This is a genomic window from Kitasatospora humi, from assembly GCF_020907985.1.
Lineage (GTDB): Bacteria > Actinomycetota > Actinomycetes > Streptomycetales > Streptomycetaceae > Kitasatospora > Kitasatospora humi.
This window is the reverse complement of the sequence record NZ_JAJJPA010000026.1, coordinates 63305-83334: the sequence shown is the minus strand read 5'-3', so window position 1 is coordinate 83334 and position 20030 is coordinate 63305. Positions and strand designations below refer to the sequence as shown.

Sequence of the window (20030 nt, the reverse complement as noted above, 5' to 3'; positions counted from 1 at the left end):
GTCCCGCAGCACTGGTTGTGGCGTCGGGTTGAGTGACGAGCGGGCCCGGCTTCCAGCTCGCACACCACCCGCATCTGACCGCTCGTGATGGCCTGTCAGACGGGCGTGCCAACATCCGCGAAGAGGAGAGGGAGGCGCACATGAGCTTCATGGGGAGGTGGTGCCTGGTACCGGTGGATTCCGGCACCATCGACCACTACGCGCCGCTTCTGCAGCCGGCCATTGACGAAGAGGCGGACCAGTCCAGCGAGTTCCTTCAATGGTGGCGCACCCTCGCGGACACGAAAGAAGCCAGACTCCAGTTTTTGGAGGCGGCCGCACCATACGCGCTGGCGGAGCACCTCCGCGTCGTCTACGAGGCGTGGAAGCGCGGGCACGACGCCCCGCTGCCACACATCGCCGTCACCGTGCGCAAAAGGTATCCGGCAGCCGCCTTGGCCTACGCCGCCGGTCCCGAGCGCTTCAGGCTGACCCTCCACCAGAACCTGCTACCCCGCTTCACCCCGCGGTAGCCGACCCACTGCTCGGTTGCGCCGCGGGGTGAGCGCCGGCCCGCGTGGGCTCGGCCGCGCAGTCCCCGCTCGACGGAAGGCCCGCCGGCGTCGGTCAGCCGGTGGCGGGCGTTGCGGAGACCTCGCCCTCGTTCCAGTAGACGACGGCGTAGGCGTCGACCAGGATCGGCGCGAACTCGGGTGTGGCGCGGTCGGTGCCGTTGCGGCCATCGAGGATCACCGGTCCGTTTGAGGTGTGGCCGTAGAGCGCGCCGTGCCACGCCGCGCTGATCGACGGGACGAGTCGCCCTCCGGGCGTTGCGGCCAGCGTCCACAGCTGCTTCAAGGTGGTGGCGTCCAGCGCCACGATCCGGTCGGCTTGGTTGAACGCCTCGTCGCTGCACGCGATCACGGACGCCTGGTCGAACTCGCAGCTCCAGGGGTGGATGTGTCCCGCCGCCTGAACGATGTTGGCGCGGGCGGCACCGGTCTTTGTCTCCAGGAGGTCGAACCCGTCGGTGGTGTCGATCGCGATCAGGCCCGGGCCGGCCAGGGAAGCGGGGTGTCCGGCGCCTACGGGGGGTACGGACCAGGTGGTGGAGTTGTCCTGGGCGGCGTATCCGGCGAGTTGCCGTTGCCCGTACGAGGGGGCGCCCTCGCCCGCGACGATGCCGCCGTCCAGCGCGATGGCCTGGAACGACGGGCGCTTCCAGCGCAGCTGTCGGCTGCTCAGGTCCAGCACGTAGGTGGTCTCGCCTTCGGTGACGACCAGGGTCTGGGCATTGACGCCGATTACCTTGCCGGCCGTGATGCCGTCGGCCACCAGGCCGTCGTCCTGCCCCATGAAGTCGTCCGGGGACGGCGTCGAGTCGACCTGGGCGTCCCAGAGCTGGGCCCCGGTGGAGGCGTTGGCCGCGAGGATTTCGATGACCGTCCGGGACGGGGCCGTGCCAGTGCCCTGGACGACCCTGTCGAAGGCGGCGAACACCGCGGGCTGACCGTTCATGGAGGCGACCAGCGGGGCGGCGCGCACGGTTCCGTCGGTCGGGGCCGGCGTGACGGTGCCCGCCGCCCAGACCTTGCGGCCGGAGGCCGTGTCGAATGCCTCGATGCCGCTCTCGGCCGTGACGAAGGCAGTGGTACCAGAGAGGGTGACGGCGGGCCGGTCCCTGACCGTGCCGGTCGCGCTGGGCTGGGCCGCGTCGCCCAGCATCGCGCCGCCGGGGGCACCGTTGCTGAAGCGCAGGGGAGGGTCGAACGCCTGGCGAGCCGGAGAGGCGATTGGTTTCGCTCCCGGCAGGCCCGCTGCGTCCCCACCTCGAGGCGATCCGTTGGAACAGCCGGCCACGGTCGCCAGCATCAAGGCCGTACCAAGCCCGGCACCGGCTGCTCGAAACCCCATCCCGGTCGTGCGCATCACGTGCCCTGCCCCCTTGATCGTCACCGAACCGGAGGAACTGTATCTGAGAGTCACGGCTCGCTGCCACGACGTGATCCCGGTCGGCAACCAGTACGAGCCCAGGCCTTCGGGTCAGGCGCGCGGCGACGGTCCGGGGCGCCCGCCCCGGTCGGAAGTCGACCGCTCAGACGTCGCGCTCCGGGGCAGCGGGTCATTCGGCAGCGCCGGCGCCTGCACCCGCGCTGCGGAAACACAGCCTGCTCCGCGCCCACCGGTCCGGGCCGAGAAGTGGAGTTCGCCCTCTCGTCGGCTGCCGACCGGGCGTCCGGACGGCCCGGTTCAGCGGCGGGCCGGTGTCACGAGGTCTGGCCGGAACTGCCAGGGGCGGGGCCGGTCACGACGAACAGTGGTCGTCGGCCGCAGGGGAGTGGTCGTGGCGCTCTTCGTCGGGCTGCGGTGCGGTGGCGCGGCCCATGATCGTTCCGACGAAGTCCGGCTCGGGGCCCGGCAGCATTTGGACGTTCACCCCTGTGAAGCCGTGTCGCTCCAGGGTGCGTGCCCAGTCCTCGCAGGTGAGCATCCACCGCACTATCGCGAGCCGGGGGCCGCGGTAGCCGTTTCCGTACATGATCTGTGGGCCGTAGCAGGGGGCCGGCGGTTCGACGCAGGAGAACGCGAGATCAGCCGGCCCCAGGGTGATCTTGCGCGGATAGAGTCCGGGCATGACGAACACGGGGGACATCCGCATCGACCTGTCGGCGATCGAGGAGGACCTGGAGGCCCGCGGTCATGACAGTTGTCAGGTCGATTCGTGCCGGACCCGCTGGGCCCGGCCGGCTCGGCTGCCGACGGCACCGCGTTGCTCACCGCGGCCAGCACGGCGGTGGGGGTAGCTAACAGCGCGGACGGCATGGAGCAGGCGATGTGGGGGCATAGCCCGTTTCCCACGTTGGCCGGCACCGCGGTGACGCTCAGGGCCTACTGGGGACCCGCCACCCTCGCCTGCTGGCTGGAAAGCTTCTCCAGCTCCCTCCGAGACCAGGGCTACCGCGGCCGCATCGGTGCCGCCCCGTGCGTGATGCCCCCGCAGTGGTGGCGGCACAGGCAGGAGCCCAGGGCCACCGCGTTCGTCGCCCTGAGCCACTCCCTCACCGACGAACCGGCCGCCAGCACCTGGTGCCGGCAGGCAACGGGTTGGGCAGCGGTCAACGGCGGCGACGCTCACCTCCAGGCCGGCCCGATTCTCCAACACGATCCCGGGCCGGATACCGCCGAGCACCTCGCATCGGCGCTGTGCACCAACGGGAGCGCCATCCTCACCAACTTCGAATCCAGCGCGCCGCGGGCGCAACGGGTCTGGGCGCAGTCCAACGGCCTGGCTGTCCACCAGGCGTACGACCCGGCGCAGCCGTGGGCCTTGCTGGTGGACAGCGTCCAGGAGGCGGTGCTGCAGGCCGCCGACCGAACCCGGCTCGCCTTCGTCGCGATGACGCCGCTGTGGGCCCACGGCTGGGAGCACCGGGGCCGCGACCTGCCCGACTTGCCCACGGTCCCGGCCTACCGGCTCCGCGAGAACTCCCCGGTATGGGGCCGCCGCGTTCCCGACGCCCACGGAATCCAACTGCTCACCTCGACCAGGCGAATGACCTGTCGGCGTGGAACATCGTCGCGATCCACCGCGACCGGTTTCTCGTCCAGGCGCGTGACCTCGACGCCTGGTTCTCAGCCGGCGCACCGTCGGCCGCCTCCGTCCAGCAGGCGCGTGCCGACTTCGGCCGGCTCATCGTCAGCCCGGAAGACCTGGACTGACAGATGGCCCAGGCATAGGCCTGGCCATTGCCTGGTAGATGGTGAGCACCAGTCAGGCGAGCACAGTGGAGGCCACCAGGGTGCCGACCAGGAGCGCGGGCCCGAAGGCGATCTCCGTCTTGCGTGTCGCGGTGGAGAACGCCTTCAGCGCGAGCCACTGGAGCACGCCCAGCACGCACGACAGGAAGAGTCCGTCGAACGCCATGCTCCAGCTCTGCCAGGCGAGGAGCGCCGTCAAGGTCGGTGCCAGCTTCAGGTCACCCAAGCCCTGGCCGAGCAGCGCGAGGACGAAAAACCAGAGCGCGGTCGCCAAGGCGACCGCCACGGCTCGCATCAGGGCGTCCCATTGGTGCTCGGCGAGCGCCGCGCCCGTGAGCAGCACGCCCACGCCGGCTCCGGCCGCGGCGGTCAGGTGGTTCGGCAGCCGGTGCACGGCGAAGTCGGCCAGCAGGAGCACCGATCCGACGGCGACCAGCCAGAGTTGAGCGGCCATTAGGAAGCCGGTCGTTCCGCCGGCCAGGACTGCGGCTGCGCCCAGGGCCGTGAGGAACTCGGGTACCAGCAGCGGCGGGCCGATCCGGAGAGCGATGCCGGCCGGCTCGGCGGCCGCGCATGCGGTGCAGCGGCGCGCCAGCACCAGCCTGCGGAAGGCGCCCGGCGCGGCGCTGCGGCCGAGCAACTGCGTGCCGCAATCAGGGCAGGCCGAGCGGGGGAGTACGGGATCGTCCGGCGGGACGGTGTAGGCGAAGGCGACCGGGCGAACCACGAGGGCGCCGACGAGGAGTCCAGCCGCTGCTGCGAGAGTGATCACGGTGGGGGAGTGGTGCACGTCGGCTCCAGGCTCGGGTCTCGGGTATGGAACAGGCCCGGCCACCGGGGGCGGCCGGGCCTGGGGTCGGGCGGGTTAGAGACCTTGAACGGCTCCCCGCCCGGCGGTGAGCCGGGTGATGAGCATCTCGGTCTCGTCCTGGAGGTGCGTGAACTCCCAGTCAGTGGCCATCTGGCGGACCTGGTCGATGACGCTGCGCACGGCCGCGGTGTTGCCGGCGCGGTGCTCGACCCTCATCCAGTCGCGGTACAGGATCTCTGCGGTCGGCTCCACATCGAGGCCGCTGGTGATCGCGGCCCGGGCGGCATCGATGTCCAGCACCTCGTCCTGGCAGCGGAGGGTCGCGATGGTGTGCGCCGTATCCACGATCCGGCTGATCATCGTCTGAGCGATCGGGGCCGCCCAGGAGTGGGCGCCAGCTCCGCCGAACGGCCTGCCGCGCACCAGCGCCAGCGCGGCCTCCAAGTCGCGGACACCGCCCGGGCCGTGCGGCAGACCACGCTCGGCCAGGTGCAGGAAATCCGACCAGTCCACTGTGACCTCATCGGACAGCGAGTACTGCTGGACCCCACGCGGCTTGGGCCGCAGATACGGCACGCCCTCGGAGTCCACGCCCAGGCGTGCGCGCAGCCGCGACATCTCCTGGTCCATAGACCCGGGCGACCAGGGGCGGGCTGGGTTCATGTGGTTGGCGATCGACCCGTAGTCCCGCTCCGTCTTGAAGATCAACAGGGCGGCCAGCAGGACGTACTTGGGTGGCACGGTCGTGTCACCCACATTGGCGATTCGCAGCGGGCCCAGCACCTGAACCTGGGGGGCGAGCTTGCCCGGCTCGGGGGCGGGATCGCTCTCGCGCACTACGGTCACCGCAGACTGGTGCTTCGTCAGCGACGTCGGGCCGTTGAGCATCGCGGCACGAGGATCCGGGACGGAGTCCGCCTTTGTCACGGCCGGAGCAGCCGCAGCGGCTTGGGCAGTATCGGCGGCGGGCACCTGGTCGGTGGTGCCGCTCTCGGTGCCCGTGGCCTGCGCGATGTTGCTGTTGTCGGTGACGGCAGCCTCCTCGTCCTCGGTGTGGTCGGGCTCGGGCAGCAGGAGCAGGTGGGTGCGCATCGCGGCTCCGGTGAGGTCGATGGACACGGGGCCGCGGCGTGGCCGGTCCGGGTCAGGGACGTTGGTCCACGCCCCGGTGGCCGGCTCGGCGGGCTGGGCGGCGGTGGTCATGGTGGCGGTGAGTTGCCGGTAGGCCTCGTCCGTGACGCGCTGCAGCACGATGTCGACGCCGAGCATGTCGATGCGCTGAGACTCAGTCACCAGCGACGCGTCCACGACCGCGGCGGTCGGGAACAGGCCACGGGCGGAACCGGCGGCCGGCAGCACGGCGGCGACCTTCAGGTCGCGCGCCTTGCCCAGCAGGTCTGCGAACTCGTACAACTCGTCGCTGCTGGGAGCGGAGGCGCAGACCACTATCCACGGCTGCGGCGGTTCGCCGCCTTCATGCTCGGCCTGGTGGGCCTCGATCAGGACCCGGGCCAGGTCGGCGCGTGCCGTGGCCAGGCTGGGGGAGTACATCACGCGGCCGGCCGACAGCAGCTGCTGGAGCTCCAGGCCGAAACCGGCGGTGAGGACCTCAATGTGATCGGCCCACAGGCTCGTGCCGGCCTCCATGGCGATGCCCCGGGCGACCTCGCGCACGCTCTTCTCGTCACCGTCGAGCAGCAGCACGCCGAGCTCGGAGAGGTTGGCCAGCAGTAGCGTGCCGTCCTCGCTCGTGCCGACTGTGGACAGCCCCGGGTAGGGGGCCGGGACCTGGCGGGCCTCGTCAGTACTGAGCAGGGTGCTGCGATCGGCGCGCACCGACCACCACCCATCGGGACGGCCCGTGAACGGCTCAAGGGCCTCGGCGTCGGGGTCCTCGACCAGGACCTCGACCCGGTCGGCGGTCACCCGTGCTCCGCGCACGATGGGTAGAGCATCTGGGTTCTCGTGAGCCAGGGTGCGCAGCGCCCGGTCCAGCAGGTCCACCGAGCCGGGGGAGGAGGTGCGGTCCAGGACCTGTTCGGCCTGGGCGGTGTCCTCTGGCATCGCGATTGTCTCGCCCGGCCTGCGTTCGTTCTGCTGCTGGCGCCGCCTGCGGGCGATCACCCCGAGGACTCCGGCGCCTAGGAGCGCGGCGATCCCGCCGACCTCCTGCATCGACACCGCCGGCGCCTCGCTGCTCGCCTTCGCTGTCGAGCCGGTTGCGGTCGGCTGGGCCGATGCCTGCTCGGCCGGGATGTCGTGCCCGGGGGCGGTGGTGGCCGGTTGCTCGGTGGCCGGTGCGCTCGCGGCAGGAGTCGGCGTCGCCGTGGCCGGCGCGGCGGGCGCCGGGCTGGCGGGGCTGGGGTGCGCGGGAGCTGGGGGAGTGGCCGGTGCCTGGGTGCCCGGCGATGGTGCGGCGACCGAAGGTGCGGGCGTGTTCGGGGCAGCGGGTTGTGCTGGTGTCGCAGCTGCCGGTGCCGGGATGACGATGACGTCGCCGGGGAACAGCTGGTCCGCGTTAGTCAGGTGCGAGCCATCGGGCTGCACGACGTTTTTCGTTGCCTCCAGCAGCTCCGGGTATCGGTCGCCGTTGCCGAGTTCGCGCTGGGCGATGGCCGACAGGGTGTCGCCTTGGTGGACCTTCACGGTGTGCTCGCCATTTTGGCCGGTCACGCCCGGTTGCGCTGAAGCAGCCGGCGCGGCGGGGCCGCTGTCGAGGCCGGTTGCATCGTCCGGCATCAGCAGCTGCCAGCCGGCGCGCACCAAACCGGCCTCGGTCATCCGATCGCCGTCCGGCTGCAGCCGGCCCTTGTTGAGGTCGTAGATTTCGCTGTACCGGCGGCCGTTGCCCAAGTGCTTCTGCGCGATGTCCCACAGCGTCTCGTGGTGCCCAGCGGTGGACGCCTGGACGACGTACACCTTGCCACTCGACGCACCCAGGGCGGAGGCCTGCGTCGTGGCGGTGCCGCCCGTGGATCCGGGGACGACCGAGGCGACGGCCGCGACCTGCTGTGCCGGGCCCTGCGCGGGCGGGGTGGCCGCGCTGGCGGCCTGTCCCACGGTCAGCGCCCCAGCGCCGACCAGCAGCATGGTCGTCACGAGCTTGCGGGCGAGCGCCTGGCTGGCGCCAGCGGCTGGGACGTGGATATGCACTTCGACCCCGCGCAGCGCCGAACGCAGCTCCACCGCGACGCAGACCGCGAACTGTGCCCAAAGCACCCAGACGAAGCACGCGAAGATCGCGATGAACGTGGTGACGCTCACGTCTTGGGTGAGCGTATCCATCGTCGGCATCGACGCCGGCAGCGGCCAGCCGACGAAGCTGACCAAGCCGTAGGGAATGCCGACGAGGATGGCGAGGAGCAGCAGGCCCGCGAGCAGCGCCCCCAGCACGTCCGTGACGGTACGCGCGCGAGCGCCGCCCGCCGCCTTGATCCGACTTCTCGCCATCCTGGCCTCTCTATGCGTCCTCGGGTCGGTCCGGCTTTACCCGGTGACGACCGTTTGGATTTCCTTGACGATCACAGCCTGCGGTGTCCCGCCGGTCAGACCGTCGGGCAGCGCGTTCTGCGGCTGACCGTTAGGGTCCTTACTCGGGTTCCAGGTGACCCTCCAGGTCACACGCGCGGTCAGCGGGTAGCTGCCTCCGCGCGAGCTCCGCTGGTAGGTGATGTTGCAGTTCGCGGTGGAGGAGTCCACCTGGTAGCCGCCGCCGGTCTTCGTGAACGGGTAGGTGCAGGTGCTCGGCGAGGCATCGCTCGTGCCGGCGTCCACCTGGAGCGATGTCGGCACGGCCAGGGTGGACGCGGCGATATCGATACCGTCGTAGTCCAGGCTCGCGGTCACGCTCACCGGCTGGATGGGCTCGCTGAAAGACACGAACGTGGGCAGGTTGACGGTCTGGTCCCCAGCCGCCGGGGACAACTTCACCTGCGGCGGCGGCAGCTTCGTGGCGCCGTAGGCCAGCTTGCTGAGCATCTCCGGGGTGACCGGCAGCACACCCGGCGGCGTGGTGCCAGTGGGTACCCACACGACACCTGGAGGCTGATCACAACTGGCAGTGCTCGGCAGGTCCCAGGCCTTGTTGCTCTTCACCATCGCCCACCACAGGCCTGGTTGACCCCTGTGGAAGTCGCCATCTGCTTTGAGCTTCTGGTACTCCGCCAACGCATCTGCGCCAGCGGAACCGGACATGCCGGCCAAGCCAGCCAGCAACTGCTGGAAAGCCGTGTCGAACTGGTCTGGCGTGTAAGTCGGTTCATACCAGCAAGGCGGCGGATCCCACGCCCCGCCCACAGAGGTCAGGTGCTGCGCGCCCGGCACAGAGCCGTTGGCGCTGTCGGTGATGACGACGTGGGACTCGATCGTGGTCGGCGTGCTGGAGCCGTTGCCGTTGCCCTGGCCTGCGTAGGCCGGCCAGGGCAGGCCAGCGACGAGCGCGCCAGCGACGACAGCGGCAGTGAGGGTGGCGCCGCGGCGAGTCACGGCTTGCATGACAGCACCCCGTGCGTCCAGTTCACCGCGTTGACCTGCCAGTCACCGGCAGGGTCGTGCTGAAGCGTCAGATTCCAGGCCACGTAGTCATCGTCGCTCGGCGTGCCGGTGACGACCGCGCCCGTGCCCAGATCCTTGGGGAAGGACTTGCTCTGGTCTTCACACAGCGTCGCCGTGGCTGAGGAGGCGTCCTTGAGAGTGAGGTTGGGGCGCAGGAAGTGGGAGATGCCGGTGATGCGGTGCCCGCCGGCCTTGTAGCTGGTGATGCTCTTGGCGACGGCCGCATTCGCCAGGCCGCTCCAGTACCGGGCCAGGGCCGGCCGGTCAGTTGCGCCAGTGGCCAGTCCTTCCTCGTACGCGCTCATCGCGTACCCGAGGTCACGCACTGCGGCGTTCTTGGCCGGGTCGCTGGCGGTGAACCCGTCCAACTGCATGGTGACATCGGAGGGGAACGCGAAGGTAGGGGCGGTCCACCCGGGCGAAGCGGAGATCGTCGGGGTGGGGGAGGAACTGGCGGCGGTCGGCGATCCGCTCTGGGCGCCGGCGATGTCCCCACCGGTGCTGTTCTTCGAGCTGGAGCAGCCGGCCGCGGCAGCGACGAGCAGCACCACGGCCGCGCCGGTGAGCACGGTGCGGCGCGTGACGGAGCGTCGGTTGCTGGCGGTGGTCTTCATGGTGTTCTCCCATCCCCTGTGCTGATCGCTAATCAGGATCATTGTTCCTGGACAGCCTGAGCGGTGGCGGAACCCCACACCTGGAGGTTGCCGCTGTTCACCATGCTCATCAGCAGAGGCTTGTAGGTGAGGCGGACGGTGACGCTGACGGAGTTGCCGCCGGCCGCGGTGCAGTGCGAGGCGCTGACGTCGTCGCTTCCGTAGCCGGACTCGGCAACGAAGGCCTCGACGTTTGCGGTGCAGGCCTGGGCATCGACGCTGACACCGGTGCCGTTCCGCAGAGAGGTGGCGTTGATGTGGTCGGCCGCGTACCGGGCGGCTTGCTCGGCGGTGTCGGCAGCCCGCTCCCGCTGGTGGATGGCCAACCCCGTGTCGATCACGAAGCCGGCGATCGTCATGAACAGCAGCGCGGCCAGGATCAGGGCGATCGCGCCGGAGCCCTTGTCGGCGGGCTTGCGGCGCAGGCGTTCGGTCAGGGTCATTGCACAGTCCGCCGGTAGGTGTCCAGGGGAGCGGTGGACGTGGACGTCATGGACTTGCTCCACCGCCAGCCGAGCATGTCCAGGCCCTTGGCATTGCAGGTCAAGGTGACCTTGAACATCCCGCCGGGCTCCCAGTTGCCGCTCGGGTCGAGGTTGACGTGTCCGCCCGCGCAGACGCCGACGGCGTCGGCGTCGGCCGCCTGCTGGGCGGCGCGTACAGCCGAGCCCCAGTCGCGCTGAAGGGCGCCGGCCCGCGAGGCGTCGCGGGCGGCGCCGTCCAGGCCGCCGCGGGCCTGCACGATCTGCCCGAATCCGATCAAGAAGAGGATCAGCAGCATCAACACGGGGGCGATGATGACCAGTTCGACGCTGGAGATCCCCGCGTCGCCGCGGCGCCGCGCTGCGGCGAGCACGGCCGCCAGCCTGGAGCTGTCAGCCGACATCGGGGATGAACCTCTCGATCGGCCCGACACTGCGGGAGGTGACATGCAGGTGCAGGAACGGCACGACCGGTACGACCTGAGCAGTGATGGTCAGACCGACCTGGTCCCCGTCGTGCACCGGGTTGATTTGAGCGGAGCCGTTGACCAATTGCGGGCCCAGGCTGCTGATTCGGTTGCTCGCGGTCTGCGTGGCCAGCCCCTGCCAGGAGCCCGGGTTGGCGTCGGCGGTCTCACGGGCCTTGCGGGCGCCAGCCTGGGCGGCCGCCTGGGTGACCTGTGTGGCGAAGTAATACATGGCGAACTGGACGAGGGTGAGGATGATCAGCAGCAGCAGCGGCGTGATGACCAGGAACTCCACAGTGCTGGAACCCCGGTCACCGCTCAGCCTCTGCCGCAACCGCTGCAGTAGGCGTGGCATCGCTTTCCCCCTCGGATCGCTGTCGTCCTCGTCCAGTCCGCCGGTGGCGGTATCAGTTGCAGCCGCCGTTGTTGGTGGTGTCGGCACCGGTGATGCACTTGCTGACGTCGCCGGACTTCGTGGTGACGGCGCCCTTGATGGCCACCACGGCGATGCCGACGATGACGATGACGGCGGCAGTGATCAGGATCAGCTCGACAGCGGAGACGCCAGCATCCTCGCGCTCCCGAGCGGCCTGCGCCCGGCGGTTGAGGTCGCCGTACAGCTCGGCGCAGCGAACACGCAGGACGATGGCGGTCAGCAGGAAGAGCTCGACGATCGGGCGCCGGGACTTCTCCTGCACGTTGGCGATAGCAGTGGACATCGTGGTTCCCCTCGTAGTTCGGTCGTGCGCGTAAGTCAGTTGGTCACAGGGCCATGACACGGGTCAGGGCCGGATAGCCGAGAAAGATCAAGAAGCCGAAGCAGAGCAGCAGCTGGGCGACCAGCATGGACTGCGACCGCGCGGCGGCCGCCCCTTCGAGATCGGCGAGCTCGCGTTTGCGTAGCGTCTCCGCGCGGGCGGCAAGAGAAGCGCGTACCCGGGCGCCGTCCTCGGCGACCAGCGACAGGGTGGCGGTCAGATCGACCAGGTCCGCCACGCCGATCTCCTCGCCCAGCCGGCCCGGCGCCTCCCACGCGTGCGCCCCGGTCAGCCGCGCCTCGTCCAGCGCCCGCCGGATGCGCACCATCGGCCAGATGTCGGAGACCTCGCTCGTCGCTTTCAAGGCCTCCGGAAGCCCCGCCCCGCCAGCCAGATTCAGGTGAACAAGCGTCAGGTAGGTCGCGAGCGCGCGCTGGAACTCCTTACGGCGCTCCCTCGCCTGCGTCCGCACCTCCTGATCCGGGGCGAAGAAGCATGCGATGATGAAGATCAAGGTGAGCCACAGCGGGGTCGCAGCGCTGGTGGTCAGGCCCGCCAGGTACACCAGGAAGGCCACCGCGGGGCCGAGAAGCAGACCAGCCGCTGAAAACATCACCTTCTGCGCCAAGAACGACTCCATCGAGCGGTCCAGGATCGCCAAGTCCTTCCGGATCGCTCGCAGCTGCCAGCCCTGGCTGGCGTAGAGCGCGGCCATCTTCGGACCGATTCGCTCTTCCAGCGCGCTCGAGCGGCCGCGCTGCTGGCTTGGGGTCGCCTGGGAGGCGGTACCGGTCGCCGTGCGCATCGCGTCGATCCGTGCGACCTGCGCCGCCGCCCCTGGGCGGGCAGGCATCAGGGTACGGACCAGCAAAAACAGGCCCAGCCCGCACACCGATCCGGTCAGCAGGGTCAGGATCATCCGCGTGCCTCCCCTCGGGTGAGCAGCCGTGTAGGTGCGGCCATGGTGGACAGCCGGCGCAGCCACGCCAGGCCGGCCAGGAAGAACGCGGCCACCAGCACCAGAACGCCCTGGCCCTGAAGGGAGCGGTACGGCTCGACATAGCCCGGGTTGAAGACCGCCATGCCAACAGGGAAGGCAACGCAGACGGTGACCACGATCTGCACGCTGCGACGGGTGCCGGAGCGCTGGGCCAGGACCCGGCGGCGCACGTCCGCGTTCTCCCTGGCCGTCCTGGCCAGTTCGCCCAGGACCCCGCTCAGTCCCGGGCCTCGCAGACGGGCGTTGTCCTTGAGCGCGGTGATGACCACGTCCGCGTCACCGTCGGCGAGGTCATCGGCCAGTAGCTCCAGGGCCTGGGGAAGCGGCGTCTTCGCGCGCAGCCGGTCGATGAGGGTGAGCAGGTGCGGGCGAAGGGCCGGGGCCGCGGCCCGGGCGGAGGCCTGCACGGCTTGCTCCAGGCCTACGGCGGCCGACACGGTGTCGCGCAGGCTTTCGGTCCAGGCGGCCAGGGCTTCCACGCGCTCCAGTGCGGCCGTTTCTTCCTTCTTCCCGCCGAACAGCTTGCTCCAGAACAGCACCAGCAACCCAGTGCCGATCGCGGCGACCGGCCAGCGGGTTAGCGCTAGCACCACCAGGGCCGTTATGGCGGCTGCTGCACCGCGTTTGCGGGCGAACGCGGCCAGCCGCTGGCCGGTCCCCGACCTGGTGCGCACCTTGCGGGGCCAGCCGATGATCGAGGCAATGAGTAGGGCGATGCCGCCGCCGGCCGCGAGACCGGCGATCAGGGCGAGCAGCAGGTCCGGAGAAGTCAGCAGGTCGCTCACAGCCACCCTCCGCCCGGGAGGTAGCCGAAGTCGGCGAGCTCGTCCAGGCAGGTCAGCTGGGCTGCTGGCATGAGGACGCCGTGCGGGGCCATCTTGAAGACCTCGCTCGACTGCACCCGTTGGTCGAACCCGTTGACTTCCCGAATGCTCATGAGCCGGCGGACCTTCTCACCGGTGTGGGGGTCCCGCACCTTCTTCAAGAAGGCGACGAAATGCACGGAGCCGGCGATGAGCATGTGGCTGGCCTCGATCGGCAGCCGCTCCTTGGCCGTGAGGGCGTAGGTGGCGATGCGGTTCCAGACCTCGCTGGAGTCGCGGGCGTGGATCGTGGACAGGGAGCCGTCGTTACCCTGGCTCATCGCCTGAAGCATCGTCACGATCTCACCGCCGAGCACCTCACCGACGATCACCCGGTCTGGGTCCTGGCGCAGCGAACGCCGCACTAGGTCGGCCATGGTGACAGCGCCCTCGCCCTCGCTGTTGGCCAGCCGCTCCTCCATGACCACGATGTCGGGGTGCAAGTCCTCAAATTCGTCCAGCCCGAGCTCCAGCGACCTCTCGATCGTGATGAGCCGCTCGTCGGGATGGATCTCGTTGGCCAGGGCGCGTAGCAGCGTCGTCTTCCCGCTGTCTGTCGCACCGGCGATGATGATGTTCTTCTTGGCCAGCACGGCAGCCCGAAGGAACGCGGCGACGTCCGGGGGAACCGTGCCGTTTTCCACGAGGGCATCGAGTCGGACCTTGCCGATCCTGTTGCGGCGGATACTCAAGGCCGGGCGCTTCGAGACGTCGCGAACCGCCGACAGACGTGAGCCGTCGGGAAGGGTCAGGTCCAGCTCGGCGTTCAGGCTGTCCCATGCGCGCGAGCTCAAACCGGACGTAGCGGCCAGGGTCTGAACGAGGGTGTACAGCTCCTCGTCGCTGCCCACGAGCGGTCCCAGCCGCACCTTTCGCCCACCTGCGTAGCGGACGAACGTGCGGTCGCCGTTGATGTTGATGTTCTCGATCTGGGGATCCTCCAGCAAGGGCTGGAGCGGTCCGGCGCCGTACAGGGCCGCGTGGACGGCCTCGACCAGGTCGCGTTCCTCGTCCGGTGTCGGCAGGAGACGGCCTTGGCGCGCCTCGTCTTCCACGTGCTCGGCAAGCGCGCCGGCGATGACCGAGCGGGCGAACTGCCGCTCATCCTCCAACCGCATCGGAGGGATGCCGGACTCCTCGTCCTGTCGGCGCTGCTGAGCCAGGCGGACACCGGCCTGCTCACGCAGCCTACGGACGAGCTGGGTATCCAACGGAGCCATCAGCGCACCTCCTGCACAGCGGGCATGGTCGCCGGACGGGCAGCGCGGACAGGCGACTGCTCGGCCTGGCCAGTGCCCAGGCCATAGCGGCTGCCGATGTTGCTCACGACAAGGCGCGCGGAGCGCAACAGCTCCGAGCGCTCCACCCGGCCGCCCTTGCGGCCGGCCAACTGCAGGGCGCCCTTGGGGTCTTTGGTGATCCCGCCGAGCACGTCTGCTCCGATCCGGCCCGCTTGGAGTAGCGAGATCAGGCCGTCGCGCGCTCCCGCGAGCTCGCGGTGCGAGCTGACCAAAAGGACCGCCACCGGTGGGCCGCTGACGCCAGCTGCGCCCAGGCGCTGCCCAAGCGCTGCCGCCCGGTCGCGCACGGCCGCGAGTTCCTCCGGCGTGGTACCCGAGACCAGCAAGACCAGCGAGGCCTGCGAGAGGAGATCGAGCGATGCCGATTTCGGCCCGATCCGGCCCAGGTCAGCGATGACGTCCGTGTCGCCGATGGTGGCCAGCGCCCTACCCAGCAGCGGCCACAAACCAGTCCAGGCCGAGGCCTGTTCACCAGAGGCGAGCCCGAGCAAAACGTCCAGCCCACCGTGGAGGGTCTGGGTGTGCTCACCAACGGTGGCAGCGGTCAGTCCGCGCCGGCCGGCCAGCGCCAGCGACAGCATGCCGATCTTCGGGTCGAGAGGCTGGCCGCCTTCACCATGCTGACGGAAGACCAGATCGCCCCCGTGCTCATCGGCCTCGACCAGCAGCGACCGCCGCGGCCACACCGCGGCCAAAGCCAAGGCGGTCGTGGACACACCGGGAGCGCCCTTGGCAGACGCAACAGCGATCAGCGCCATGTCCCGTCGACTCCTTACTAGTTGCTGCTGGACGGCAGGAGGACCAGGGCCACGTTGCCCGCCGAAGCCGCCTGCGCGATCGCACCGGAGGTGCCCGCGGGGACCAAGACGGACAGCGACAGGTTGCTGTTGCTGCCATCGCTCTTGAACACCTGACGCACGCTGCCGCTCGCCAACTGGCTGCCGTTGGTCGTGCCGCCGGGAGCGGGAGAGGCGGTGGCCGATCCGCCTGCGCCGGCGGGCATAGCGCTGCTGCCCACGGCGACGACCTGGACCTTGTCCCCTTCGCGGAGGCCGGGAGGATACTGCCCGCTCTTCAGGGACAGCCCCACGACGGCTTGATTCGTAGTGACGCCGGGCTGGTCAGTGAGCATCGGCCCGGTCAGCAGGGTGGACGGCATGATGTCGGACGCCGCGAAGTACTTGGCGGCGAGCTGGCCGCGCTGCTCCCACCGGACGAAGGGGACCGAGGTGTCCTTGGCCACCTGGATCTCGCGCAGCGCTGAGGAAGGGATGTGCTCCCCGGCGGCGACGCGCTGAGTGACCTCGACCGCGGAGACCTTCTCTCCGGACTTCTGCGCCATGACGAGCGAGCCGAGCCCGCCGGCGGCGGCGAGCAAGACCGCGAGGATCGCCATGCCGGGGCGGCGCTCACGCACCGCGGACGGAATCCGCTCACCAGGGGGCGACACCTGCGCCCCCGGTGCACTGCGTGGAGCCGGCGTCGTAGCGCCCTTCTTGGTAAAGCCTTGACTCACGATTCTCTGCCCCAACCCACGTTCGTGTGGCGTGAACTCATGTGACGGAAACCCGTCAAATCAGGGGCTCGCTACGCGGGTCCCCCGTGATAGGCCGACAACTTGGCGGCTCGGCTGGGATCTGCCGTAACGTCAGTCGGTGGCCTACTGCCCACTGCCTAACTCGGCAAGATCGTCCCCCGTTACCAGCCCCCGCCGGACACCAGCAAAGTGATTAGGTCCGGAAATGTGCAGATAGGACCAGATCACACTGACGTGTCAGCACCTCAGAGGTGCCAGGCAGTCACACTACGAAACTTTCGGCCAGATGGGTACACGTATTTGGTCAACGATGGCCATGCCGGTGGCATATTCAGCGACAAAAGCGCACAGAACGGAACACGTCGTGTCCAGGGGCGCCAGGAGGTGGCCCGGACCGAGGTCCGGGCCACCCGCGCCTCATTCGTTCCAGGCGGTCGGCTGCTTCGTCTTCGGCCGACCCACCCGCGACCGCTTCTGCGACTTTCGCGTTCCCTGCTCGTCCGCTGCGCCCTCGTTCGCCTGCGAGGACTTCTTCGCCAGATCGACCGGCGGCTTGTCGCCGGAGTCCGACTCAGGGACGCCCAGGTAGTCACGGATCACCGTCTCCTGCCCGACGGCTGTGGCCAGCAACTGCTCCACCGATCGGGCGCTGGCGGCGTCGTCGGCCATCTTCGTCAAGTCGCCGACTCGGCCCTTGGACAGGTAGTCCTTGAAGACCACCTCGACCTGGGGACCGCGGACCTTCAGCGGGCCCACCTTCCTTCCGTCCACGGTGAGCTGCATGTAGTGCTCATACTTGCGCAGGTCCGCGATGGCCGCCGGGTCTACTGCTCCGTGCCACTCGTCGGCCACCAGCCGGATCGCCGCCAGGGCGCCGGCCGTGGTGCTGAGCGCGCTGGAGTTCTGCAGCAAGGACCGCTGAGTCGGCGTCGAGACCCGGTCCAGGTGCTGCACCATGACATGCATCCGGATCGCGAACTTCCGCAGCTGTTCCACGATCTCGGCGAAGGTCGTTCCGCTGGCCGTGTCCAGCGAGATCAACTCGTCGGCGAAGAAGTTGAACGGCCGCCGCTGCTCCTCTGGGGTATCCCGGCGCGACAGGCCGGCCCGCAGGATGTCCTGCGTGATCATGCTGGCGAGCAGCCGGTCGCTCGGTCCGGTCCCCTCCAGGCACAGCCAGACGATCTTGCCGTCGTCCATCGCTCGCCGGATGTCGTAGGCGCCCACCGGGCTGCCCAGGAACGCCCTGGTGACCGGGTTCGCGGCCAGCCTCTCCAGCGGGTTGGTGACCGGGCCCAGCACGTCCGTCTGGTAGGAGTTGAAGACGGTCTCCCACCAGCGGCGCTGCTCGGCCGGGAGGAACTCGACGACCGCCTCGCGGACCTGCCTGTCCGTCAGCAGCGTGCGCACCTGGAGCAGCGTCGCCTGCGCGTCTGGCCGCTCGGCGTCCACGGCGGCCTGGTTGTAGGCAACCAGCGCCTCGCAGGCCTTGGTCAGGATCGTGATCGCACGCGGCGCGGCAGCGTCCGTCCACGACAGTGCGGTGGCCAGGGCGTCCACCGCTGCGCTCGTCACCCGCGCGGCGTTGCGCTGCCCGGCCATCCCGAGCATGTTCCAGGCGGGCATCCGCGCATCGGGTGCCTCGGCTCGGGCGAGGTCGATCCGCACCACCCGGCTGGCCAGATCGGGATGGGCGAGGTAGGGCGCCACGTCCCTCCAGGTGTCACCGTGCGGGTCCAGGAACAGCACGCCTTCGCCGGCCAGGGCGAGCGCCAGCGCCCGGACCTTTGCCAACTCGGTCTTGCCGAACCCGGCCTGGCCCACCGTGACCGTGAACAGCGTCTCCTTCGCCTTGGTTGCCACCAGCCGGCTCTCGCCGTCGGCCCGCTCCAGGTAGCCGGCCGGCACCAGCGCCTCACCCTTCTTGTAGGTCGGCAGCTCGGAAGCGAGCACCGGCACCCGGGCGTGCATCGTGGCTGGCTTCAAAAGCCCCTGGAGCTCGATGATGTTCAGCCAGTTCTGCTTCGTCGGCGCCACCTTGCCGCTCGTCCAGCGCTGGTCGAAGCTGGCGCGCCGGTGCCAGCTGTTCGCCCCCCAGGTCAGCCACAAGAACCGGCCCGCGTCCTGTCCCAGCCGGCTGCCCTCCCCGAAGACGTCCATCGCGGCCGTCAACTTGGACAGGTTCTGCGCGGCCCGGCCCTCCTTCGTGGACACGCACCGCACCAGTACCTGGATGCGGACCAGGCCCCGGGAGGTGCCGAGTCGGCCGAGCACCTTGGCGCCATCCACCGGCTGCGGCCTCGGTGCCGGCATGAACGGGCCCCGCCGCGCCGACCCCGACTCGAAGAGCGTCGCCAGCTGGTAGCGCCAGGAGTCCTGAGCCTCGGCCGCGTCCGCCGCCGCGTGGCTGGCAGCCTTGCGAGCCGCAGCACGCCCCTGCTCCCTCGCTTCGCGCATCAATTGCCAACGGCGAAGCCGCAGCTGCCACCGCGGGACGGGCTGCAGGTCCAGGACGACCTCCGCCAGCTCGCCGAGCTCGCTCTGGACGTCGGCGACGGCGTCGAGCAGCGGCTGAAGGGGGTCCGGCTCCAGCGGCACCTCGCGCAACGCGGCCGACGGGCGGCCGTGCAGGACGAACTCGGCGCGCACCACGTGCAGCTTCTCCTCCTCACTGTCCTCTCCCTTGGCGTCCTTCCCCTTCTTCATCCGTCGCGCGGCCGACTGCGGGCTCTTCGTGCCCTTGCTGGCTTTGCGTTGCTCGCGCTCCTGGGCGACCTGGGCGGCGTACGGGTCGTCGGCCGGCTCGACCGGGGCGACGGTGACCTCGTGATAGCGGGACTGGGCCAGCAAGGTGGCCGCGTCAGCATGGCCTTCCAGCGAGTACTCCAGCGCCGTGTTGCCGTCCGCGCGCAGCCGGACCCGCACCCGCCCGGCCCGCCGTGCCCACCAGGGCGCCTTCTCCGAGGCTCGCAGAACGAGCGCGGCCTGACGCAGGATGTCCTCGGCCGACGGATTGAAGCGGCGGCTCGGAGTGAGCACGAATCGCCTGCGGTTCGCGAGCGCCTTCTGCTCCAGGCGCCGGTGCACGATGGCGGCCGCGACGGCGAAGGGCGCGGTGCACAGGAACACGAGCCCGCCGTTGTCGCTGATCCACCCCGCGGCGTCGCACAGCCACGCTCCCGCGGCCTGGGCGATGTGTACGGCGCTGGTCAGGGTCTTGTCGTGTTGCTGAGGGGGGGAAGTCATCGGACCGGCTCCCAGGTGTTGTCGGTACGGGCGAGGTGGACGGTCGCGGGACGGTGGTCGCCGTAGTCGCCGGCCGGGGTGGTACCGACCCACAGCAGATCGACGCGGACCTTCCCCGACCCGCCCTCGGTGTGGGTCGCGACGGCTTGGATGCGGACGCCGGAGTAGTAGAAGGAGCTGGAGGCACCCTGCCCGGTGGGGAAGTAGGCGGGCCAGCGGGTGCGGCCGGTGCCGGTGGTCTCGGCCAGCCACACCTCGCTGCCCAGCTGCGCGAGTTGTGCGGCGTCGGCGGGTGCAAGGTCGCTGGGGTGGGACCGGGTGAAGGCGGCCTGGATGTCGGCGTCGCCTCCTGGCCCGTCACCGACCGCAGCGATCCCCGAGGGCATGGGCCCGGCCGTCGAAGGGGCGCTCGCCGGGGTCGCGCTCGCGGATTCGGAAGTGGAGCCCGGCGGGGCCGAGCCGGGTGGCAGTGCGGCCGGCGGCGACCCGGCAGACTTGGTGGCCGGAGTTGGGGCCTGGGTGCCCGTTGGGGCACCGGCTGATGGTGCGCCAGCCTGCTGATGGGGATGGGACTTGGGGACCAGCAGGGCCAGGCCGGTTATCAGCAGGGCGGCTGCGCC

General features: G+C 70.0%; 19 protein-coding genes. 2 read left to right on the top strand and 17 right to left on the bottom strand.

Annotated elements, in window-relative coordinates; translation table 11 throughout:
• Positions 1–32: 32 nt before the first annotated feature.
• Positions 33–512: a hypothetical protein gene (locus LN042_RS23320; protein WP_230053273.1), complete on the top strand. Its 480-nt coding sequence runs from the start codon at positions 33–35 to the stop codon at positions 510–512.
• A 94-nt stretch (positions 513–606) separates the two neighbouring features.
• Here the strand turns inward: LN042_RS23320 and LN042_RS23315 are convergent, their stop codons facing one another.
• Both LN042_RS23315 and LN042_RS23310 read right to left on the bottom strand, forming a co-directional pair.
• Positions 607–1704, bottom strand: a complete 1098-nt coding sequence (locus tag LN042_RS23315) for an outer membrane protein assembly factor BamB family protein (protein ID WP_230053272.1) — start codon at positions 1702–1704, stop codon at positions 607–609.
• A gap of 580 nt (positions 1705–2284) precedes the next feature.
• Entirely contained in the window at positions 2285–2623 is a 339-nt protein-coding gene (locus tag LN042_RS23310; RefSeq protein ID WP_230053271.1) for a hypothetical protein, read from the bottom strand.
• Positions 2624–3474: 851 nt separating this feature from the next.
• On the opposite strand from LN042_RS23310, the gene LN042_RS23305 reads away from it, so the two are divergent.
• Positions 3475–3699, top strand: coding sequence for a hypothetical protein (locus tag LN042_RS23305; RefSeq protein WP_230053270.1), 225 nt, complete (start codon positions 3475–3477; stop codon positions 3697–3699).
• Positions 3700–3751: 52 nt separating this feature from the next.
• On the opposite strand, the gene LN042_RS37780 is transcribed toward LN042_RS23305, so the two are convergent.
• The 15 genes from LN042_RS37780 to LN042_RS23230 all read right to left on the bottom strand — a co-directional run bounded on the left by LN042_RS37780 (position 3752) and on the right by LN042_RS23230 (position 19796).
• Positions 3752–4528, bottom strand: a complete 777-nt coding sequence (locus LN042_RS37780) for a prepilin peptidase (protein WP_230053269.1) — start codon at positions 4526–4528, stop codon at positions 3752–3754.
• Positions 4529–4603: 75 nt separating this feature from the next.
• The gene (locus tag LN042_RS23295) at positions 4604–7999 is read right to left on the bottom strand and encodes a LysM peptidoglycan-binding domain-containing protein (RefSeq protein WP_230053268.1); all 3396 of its coding nucleotides are present in this window, start codon (positions 7997–7999) and stop codon (positions 4604–4606) included.
• A gap of 36 nt (positions 8000–8035) precedes the next feature.
• Positions 8036–9043 carry a hypothetical protein gene (locus LN042_RS23290; protein WP_230053267.1) on the bottom strand — a complete coding sequence of 336 codons (1008 nt, stop codon included), beginning with the start codon at positions 9041–9043 and terminating at the stop codon, positions 8036–8038.
• On the bottom strand, positions 9031–9717 hold the full coding sequence (locus tag LN042_RS23285; protein WP_230053266.1) for a hypothetical protein: 687 nt from the start codon (positions 9715–9717) through the stop codon (positions 9031–9033). The genes LN042_RS23290 and LN042_RS23285 overlap by 13 nt, the downstream gene beginning before the upstream one ends.
• 38 nt (positions 9718–9755) lie before the next feature.
• Complete coding sequence (locus LN042_RS23280) at positions 9756–10199, bottom strand: pilus assembly protein TadG-related protein (RefSeq protein WP_230053265.1); 444 nt, start codon at positions 10197–10199, stop codon at positions 9756–9758.
• The gene (locus LN042_RS23275; RefSeq protein WP_230053264.1) at positions 10196–10642 is read right to left on the bottom strand and encodes a TadE family protein; all 447 of its coding nucleotides are present in this window, start codon (positions 10640–10642) and stop codon (positions 10196–10198) included. Before LN042_RS23275 ends, LN042_RS23280 begins: the two co-directional genes overlap by 4 nt.
• On the bottom strand, positions 10632–11060 hold the full coding sequence (locus LN042_RS23270) for a TadE/TadG family type IV pilus assembly protein (protein WP_230053263.1): 429 nt from the start codon (positions 11058–11060) through the stop codon (positions 10632–10634). The genes LN042_RS23275 and LN042_RS23270 overlap by 11 nt, the downstream gene beginning before the upstream one ends.
• Before the next feature lie 52 nt (positions 11061–11112).
• Positions 11113–11424 (bottom strand): hypothetical protein, encoded by a 312-nt coding sequence (locus LN042_RS23265; RefSeq protein ID WP_230053262.1) that lies wholly within the window; start codon positions 11422–11424, stop codon positions 11113–11115.
• 43 nt (positions 11425–11467) lie between these two features.
• Positions 11468–12382, bottom strand: coding sequence for a type II secretion system F family protein (locus tag LN042_RS23260; RefSeq protein ID WP_230053261.1), 915 nt, complete (start codon positions 12380–12382; stop codon positions 11468–11470).
• Positions 12379–13248 (bottom strand): type II secretion system F family protein, encoded by an 870-nt coding sequence (locus tag LN042_RS23255; protein WP_230053260.1) that lies wholly within the window; start codon positions 13246–13248, stop codon positions 12379–12381. The genes LN042_RS23260 and LN042_RS23255 overlap by 4 nt, the downstream gene beginning before the upstream one ends.
• Positions 13245–14546, bottom strand: a complete 1302-nt coding sequence (locus LN042_RS23250; protein ID WP_230053259.1) for a TadA family conjugal transfer-associated ATPase — start codon at positions 14544–14546, stop codon at positions 13245–13247. Before LN042_RS23250 ends, LN042_RS23255 begins: the two co-directional genes overlap by 4 nt.
• A complete protein-coding gene (locus LN042_RS23245) occupies positions 14546–15385 on the bottom strand; it encodes a CpaE/TadZ family protein (RefSeq protein ID WP_230053258.1) in 840 nt (279 codons plus the stop codon). Before LN042_RS23245 ends, LN042_RS23250 begins: the two co-directional genes overlap by 1 nt.
• A gap of 17 nt (positions 15386–15402) precedes the next feature.
• A complete protein-coding gene (locus tag LN042_RS23240) occupies positions 15403–16023 on the bottom strand; it encodes a hypothetical protein (protein ID WP_230053257.1) in 621 nt (206 codons plus the stop codon).
• Between the two features lie 558 nt (positions 16024–16581).
• Positions 16582–19410: a type IV secretory system conjugative DNA transfer family protein gene (locus LN042_RS23235; RefSeq protein ID WP_230053256.1), complete on the bottom strand. Its 2829-nt coding sequence runs from the start codon at positions 19408–19410 to the stop codon at positions 16582–16584.
• On the bottom strand, positions 19407–19796 hold the full coding sequence (locus LN042_RS23230) for a hypothetical protein (protein ID WP_230053255.1): 390 nt from the start codon (positions 19794–19796) through the stop codon (positions 19407–19409). Before LN042_RS23230 ends, LN042_RS23235 begins: the two co-directional genes overlap by 4 nt.
• Positions 19797–20030: the final 234 nt, after the last annotated feature.

Excerpts from the sequence above, each read along its gene's own strand:
- LN042_RS23305 (WP_230053270.1), top strand. The coding sequence starts at position 3,475 with ATGGGGCCGCCGCGTTCCCGACGCCCACGGAATCCAACTGCTCACCTC.
- LN042_RS23260 (WP_230053261.1), bottom strand. The coding sequence starts at position 12,382 with ATGATCCTGACCCTGCTGACCGGATCGGTGTGCGGGCTGGGCCTGTTT.
- LN042_RS23280 (WP_230053265.1), bottom strand. The coding sequence starts at position 10,199 with ATGACCCTGACCGAACGCCTGCGCCGCAAGCCCGCCGACAAGGGCTCC.
- LN042_RS23235 (WP_230053256.1), bottom strand. The coding sequence starts at position 19,410 with ATGACTTCCCCCCCTCAGCAACACGACAAGACCCTGACCAGCGCCGTA.
- LN042_RS23290 (WP_230053267.1), bottom strand. The coding sequence starts at position 9,043 with ATGCAAGCCGTGACTCGCCGCGGCGCCACCCTCACTGCCGCTGTCGTC.
- LN042_RS23285 (WP_230053266.1), bottom strand. The coding sequence starts at position 9,717 with ATGAAGACCACCGCCAGCAACCGACGCTCCGTCACGCGCCGCACCGTG.
- LN042_RS23265 (WP_230053262.1), bottom strand. The coding sequence starts at position 11,424 with ATGTCCACTGCTATCGCCAACGTGCAGGAGAAGTCCCGGCGCCCGATC.
- LN042_RS23245 (WP_230053258.1), bottom strand. The coding sequence starts at position 15,385 with ATGGCGCTGATCGCTGTTGCGTCTGCCAAGGGCGCTCCCGGTGTGTCC.
- LN042_RS23240 (WP_230053257.1), bottom strand. The coding sequence starts at position 16,023 with ATGGCGATCCTCGCGGTCTTGCTCGCCGCCGCCGGCGGGCTCGGCTCG.
- LN042_RS23315 (WP_230053272.1), bottom strand. The coding sequence starts at position 1,704 with ATGCTGGGCGACGCGGCCCAGCCCAGCGCGACCGGCACGGTCAGGGAC.
- LN042_RS23230 (WP_230053255.1), bottom strand. The coding sequence starts at position 19,796 with ATGCCCTCGGGGATCGCTGCGGTCGGTGACGGGCCAGGAGGCGACGCC.
- LN042_RS23250 (WP_230053259.1), bottom strand. The coding sequence starts at position 14,546 with ATGGCTCCGTTGGATACCCAGCTCGTCCGTAGGCTGCGTGAGCAGGCC.
- LN042_RS23275 (WP_230053264.1), bottom strand. The coding sequence starts at position 10,642 with ATGTCGGCTGACAGCTCCAGGCTGGCGGCCGTGCTCGCCGCAGCGCGG.
- LN042_RS23270 (WP_230053263.1), bottom strand. The coding sequence starts at position 11,060 with ATGCCACGCCTACTGCAGCGGTTGCGGCAGAGGCTGAGCGGTGACCGG.
- LN042_RS23295 (WP_230053268.1), bottom strand. The coding sequence starts at position 7,999 with ATGGCGAGAAGTCGGATCAAGGCGGCGGGCGGCGCTCGCGCGCGTACC.